3 protein-coding genes and 1 pseudogene are annotated in these 5,271 nt (G+C 69.7%); 1 reads left to right on the top strand and 3 read right to left on the bottom strand.

Features of this window, described 5'->3' with window-relative positions:
* The 3 genes and pseudogenes from ABZ260_RS45780 to ABZ260_RS45770 form a co-directional block, all read right to left on the bottom strand.
* Positions 1 to 336 (bottom strand): annotated as a pseudogene (locus tag ABZ260_RS45780) (hypothetical protein); the annotation flags it as partial.
* Between the two features lie 284 nt (positions 337 to 620).
* A complete protein-coding gene (locus ABZ260_RS45775; RefSeq protein WP_355630757.1) occupies positions 621 to 1,394 on the bottom strand; it encodes an SDR family oxidoreductase in 774 nt (257 codons plus the stop codon).
* A gap of 14 nt (positions 1,395 to 1,408) precedes the next feature.
* Positions 1,409 to 1,888 carry a MarR family winged helix-turn-helix transcriptional regulator gene (locus ABZ260_RS45770; RefSeq protein ID WP_355630754.1) on the bottom strand — a complete coding sequence of 160 codons (480 nt, stop codon included), beginning with the start codon at positions 1,886 to 1,888 and terminating at the stop codon, positions 1,409 to 1,411.
* Between the two features lie 116 nt (positions 1,889 to 2,004).
* Between ABZ260_RS45770 and ABZ260_RS45765 the strand changes: the two genes are divergently transcribed.
* Positions 2,005 to 5,232, top strand: coding sequence for an efflux RND transporter permease subunit (locus tag ABZ260_RS45765; RefSeq protein WP_355630751.1), 3,228 nt, complete (start codon positions 2,005 to 2,007; stop codon positions 5,230 to 5,232).
* Positions 5,233 to 5,271: the final 39 nt, after the last annotated feature.

Below are 5,271 nucleotides of genomic sequence, written 5' to 3'. Positions count from 1 at the left end.
GGTGTACTTCAGGCCGAGTGCCACCTCGTCGGGCAGCGCGGGCCGGTCGTCCTCAAGGTCGGCGGTCGGCACCTTCTCCCAGACGCTCGGTGGTGAGGGGGTGAGGAGGCGGGCGCTGCCGAGGCGGTCGGTGAGGTGTCCGGCGAAGCGCATGCCGGTGATGAGTCCGATGGCGACGGCGAGGAGTCCGTAGCTGAGCTGGCCGTCACTGAGGTTGAGTGTGTGTTTGACGGCGGGGATGCGGGCGGCCCAGGCTCCGGAGGCGGTGCCGAGGAGGATGAAGAAGTAGGAGACGGCTCGGCGGGCGTTGGTGGGGTGTTGGTGGGTGGTGGTCATGAGCGTCCCCGGGTGTGTTGGATCCGGGGGGTTATTCAATCATGGTGGGGTGTTGGTGGGTGGTGTGCAGGCTGGTGGTGTATGGGAGTTTTTGTCTGGTCACTTCTGCCGGTGGGCATCCTCGCCGGTTGTCTTGGTGCTCTGCGGTGCGGGGATGCTGGCGGCGGGGGCGGCCTGGTACGGCCTGGTACGGCCTGCGGCGGATGATCACCGGCAGGTGACAGGCCGGAAGGGGGCGGTTCCGCTCGCTGCCGGTGTGGGCGCCGGACGGGCCGGTGGCTCGTTCAGTGTACGGAGAAGCCGCCGTCGACGCAGATGGCCTGGCCGGTGATGTAGGCGCCGGCGTCGGAGGCGAGGAGGAGGGCGATGCCGGCGAAGTCGGCCGGGGTGGCGTTGCGGCCGGTCATGGAGCGGGCGGCGAGTGCTTCGACGCGTCCGGGGATGGCCTGGGCGGGTTCGGTGAGGGGGGTGAGGACGAAGCCGGGGATGATGGTGTTGGCGCAGACGCCGTGGGGGGACCAGGCTTCGGCCTGGGAGCGGGTGAGGCCGGTGATGGCGGCTTTGGAGATGCCGTAGGCGCCGCTGTCGCCGAAGGCCCGGTGGGATTGCTGGGAGCCGAGGTTGATGATGCGGCCCCAGCCGCGCCGGGCCATCCGCGGGCCGAAGTGCTGGCCGAGGAGGTAGGGGGCGGTGATGTTGACGGCCATGGTCTGGTGGTAGTCGTCGTCGGTGAGGTCGGCCATGGGGTGGCGGATGTTGTTGGCGGCGTTGTTGACCAGGATGTCGATGTCGCCGAAGAGGGTGGGGGCCTGGTCGCGGACGCGGGTGATGTCGGCGGGGTCGGCGAGGTCGGCGCTGATGGCTGCGGCGCTGATGGCGTGGTCGTGGAGTTCGCCGAGGGTGCGGGTGAGCTGTTCGGTACGGCGGGCGACGATGACGAGGGCCGCGCCGGCGTGGCCGAGGGTGTGGGCGATGGTGCGTCCGATGCCGGAGCTGCCGCCGGTGACGAGGGCGGTGCGGCCCGCGAGGGAGAAGAGGTCGTTGATGGGCGTGGTCACAGCGATAGAACCTATCATCCCACCTTTTCGTGTGGAGGATGATCCTGCAGGGCGGAGGCGGCCTGCTGGATCTTCTCCATGACGTCGGACAGGTCGCGCAGGGTGCCGGTGTCGAGGTGGTACAGGATGCGGCGGAAGTCGGCGAAGCCGGCGTCGGCGATCTGCTCGATCAGGGTCAGGCCGGCGGGGGTGAGCCCGACGCGCCGGACCCGGCGGTCGTGGGGGTCCTCGCGGCGATCGACGAGGCCGTGGGCGACGAGGCGGTCGACGATGCCGGTGACGGTGCCGAGGCCGACGCCGAGGTGGCCGGCGAGGTCCTGGCCGGAGGCGGAGTCCTGGCAGGACAGGAAGATGACGACCTTGAGCTGGCGCATGGTCAGGTTGGAGTCGAAGAGGGGTGAGGAGGGCCGGTGTTGGGCGAACAGTCGTCCCAGGTCGCGCTGGATGGCACCGATCTGGTCGATCAGTCGTTCGCGGTTGTCGTTCACGCTCACCTCTCGCTTCCTGAGAAGGTTATCAGGAACGGTAAGCTTCCTTAAATATTCGCATAAGGCGAAGTGTTAGTCTGGGGCGAATCTTGTTGTGACATCCATTGAGGAGTCCCGCCCCCATGACCTCCTTGGCCAGGTTGAGCCTCGCCAACCGTAGCCTCGTCATACTGATCGCGCTGGTGCTCAGCGCGTTCGGTGTCTTCGCGATCCCGTCACTGAAGCAACAACTGCTGCCCTCGCTCTCGTTCCCGGGGGCGTTCGTGGTGGCCCCGTACCTGGGCGCCTCTCCCGAGATCGTCGAGGAACAGGTCACCGAGCCGATCGAGAACAGCTTCCAGGGGCTGGAGGGCGTCACGAAGGTGACCTCGACGTCCCGGGAGGGGATGGCGCAGATCCAGGTGGCCTTCGAGTACGGCACCGACATCGACGCCGCGGTCTCGAAGATGCAGCAGGCAGTGTCGCGGATCAAGACGCAGCTGCCTGCGGAGGTCGACCCGCAGGTGCTGACGGGCGGGACCGACGACATTCCGGTGGTGCAGCTGGCGGTGGGCGATGGCGGCGACCAGCGGGTCATGGCCGAGCGGCTGCAGCGGCTGGTGGTGCCGGAGCTGCAGGGCATCGAGGGAGTGCGCGAGGCGACGGTGACGGGCACCCGCGACGAGGTGGTGACGATCACCCCGGACCTCGGGAAACTGGCGCTACTGGGCTTGGCGCCCACGGCGGTGGCCGACCTGCTGCGCGCCAACGGGCAGTCGATTCCCGCGGGCAGCCTGACCGAGGACAAGACGTCGCTGACGGTGCAGGTCGGCACGCGGGTCTCGACTCTGCAGGAGCTGAAGGACCTCTACCTGACCCCCGCGGTGCCGGCGCAGGCACCCGCGCAGGCGCAGGCGCGGCCGGGAGGCGCCCAGCAGGGCCCGCAGGCTCAGGCTCAGCGCCCGGCGCCGGCCCCCAGGCCGGTGCGGCTGGGCGAGGTGGCCACGGTGGAGCGGTCGCTGGCCGAGGGCACCTCGCTGACGCGCACCAACGGGCAGCCGAGCCTGGGCGTGGTGGTGACGATGAAGCCGGACGGCAACGCGGTGACGATCTCGCACGCGGTGCGCGAGAAGATACCCGGCTTCGTGCGGGCGATCGGTGACTCCTCTCAGGTGACGGTGGTCTTCGACCAGGCGCCGTACGTGGAGCGGTCGATCCACGACCTGACGACCGAGGGGCTGCTGGGGCTGGCGTTCGCGGTGCTGGTCATCTTGGTCTTCCTGCTGTCGGTGCGCTCGACGCTGGTGACGGCGGCCTCCATCCCGCTGTCGGTGATCATCGCGCTGATCGCACTGTGGGTGGGTGACTACTCGCTGAACATGCTGACACTGGGTGCGCTGACGATCGCGGTGGGCCGGGTGGTCGACGACTCGATCGTGGTGCTGGAGAACATCAAGCGCCACCTCGGCTACGGCGAGGCCAAGCGCAAGGCGGTGCTGGAGGGGGTACGCGAGGTCAGCGGCGCGGTGACGGCCTCAACCCTGACGACCGTCGCGGTGTTCGTGCCGATCGCGGTGGTGGGCGGCATGGTGGGGCAGCTGTTCGCACCGTTCGCGATCACGGTGAGCGTGGCGCTGCTGGCGTCGCTGCTGGTGTCGCTGACCGTGGTGCCGGTGCTGGCCTACTGGTTCCTGAAGGCGCCGGTGCTCTCGCCCGAGCAGGCGCGGGCGGTGCGCGAGGAGGCCGAGGCCAAGGAGCTGCGCAGCCCGTTGCAGCGGGCGTACCTGCCGGTGCTGCGTTTCGCCACCCGGCGGCGGCTGGCGACGCTGCTGGTGGGCGTGGTGGTGTTCGCCGCGACGATGGGGCTGGCCGGCCGGCTGGAGACCAACTTCATCGACTCCTCGGGGCAGGACACGGTCTCGATCAGCCAGCGGATGCCCTCGGGCACGGACCTGGCGACGACGGACGCCGCGGCCAAGAAGGTCGAGGAGGTTCTGACGTCGCTGGATGCGGTACGCGACTACCAGGTGAACGTGGGTGCCGGCGGCGGGTTCGAGGGCGCGATCGGCGGCGGTGGCGGCGGAGACCGGGCCTCCTACTCGGTGACGATCAAGGAGGGCGCCGACGCCGAGGCGTTGCAGGAGACGCTACGCCAGCGGCTGAAGGGACTCTCGGACGTCGGGGAGGTCACCGTGGGCGGCTCTCAGGGCGCCGGTGGCGGCTCGACCGACCAGTTGCAGGTGATCGTGCAGGCGCCGGATGTGGCGACGCTGCGTACGGCGACCGAGACGGTGCGCGCGGCGATGGCGGACCTGGGCGGGCTGCGGGACGTGGGCTCGAACCTGGAGGCCGGCGCCCAGCGCATCGAGGTGCGGGTCGACCGGGAGAAGGCCGCGGCCAGGGGGCTGACCGAGACGCAGATCGGGCAGCTGGTCGCGCAGCGGTTCCGTGGGATGTCCCTGGGTGCGCTGACGCTGGACGGGCGCGCCGGTACGGTGGTGCTGCGGGCCGGTGAGGTGCCCGAGGACCTCAAGGCTGTGCGTGCGCTGACGCTGCCGACGGCGGCGGGCATGGTCAGGCTGTCGCAGGTGGCCGAGGTCGCCAAGGTCGACGGTCCCACGCAGGTGACCCGGATCGACGGTGCGCGCAGCGCGACGGTGTCGGGCACGGCCATCGGCAGCGACCTGGGCGCTGTGACCACCGAGCTGACCGCGAAGCTGGACAAGCTGACGATGCCCGCGGGGGCGAGCTTCAGCGTGGGCGGGGTCAGCGCCGACCAGGCCGAGGCGTTCGGGCAGCTGGGGCTGGCGATGCTCGCGGCGATCGCGATCGTCTTCATGATCATGGTGGCGACGTTCCGGAGCTTCGTGCAGCCGCTGATCCTGCTGGTGTCGGTGCCGTTCGCGGCGACCGGCGCGATCGGGCTGCTGCTGGCCACGGGCACGCCGCTGGGCGTGCCGGCCCTGATCGGCATGCTGATGCTGATCGGCATCGTGGTGACCAACGCGATCGTGCTGATCGACCTGATCAACCAGTACCGTGAGCAGGGCATGGGCATCGTGGAGGCGGTGATCGAGGGGGGCCGGCGACGGCTGCGGCCGATCCTGATGACCGCGGTGGCGACGATCTTCGCGTTGATTCCGATGGCACTGGGACTGACCGGTTCGGGCGGGTTCATCTCCCAGCCGCTGGCGATCGTGGTGATCGGCGGGCTGCTGTCGTCGACGTTGTTGACGCTGGTGCTGGTGCCGACCCTGTACGTGATGGTGGAGCGGCTCAAGGAGCGGCTGCGGCGTACCCCCAGGGAAGGGAGCCCGCGGCCGGATCTGAAGGTCTACGACAAGGACGAGCTGGCGCCGGCCAGGCAGTAAGTCCTGGGGTAGGTTCCGGGGCAAGCCCGGTGAGCCGGT

Origin of the sequence: Streptosporangium sp. NPDC006013, from assembly GCF_040614275.1 — a bacterium.
GTDB lineage: Bacteria > Actinomycetota > Actinomycetes > Streptosporangiales > Streptosporangiaceae > Streptosporangium.
This window is presented reverse-complemented; position numbering and strand designations above follow the sequence as displayed.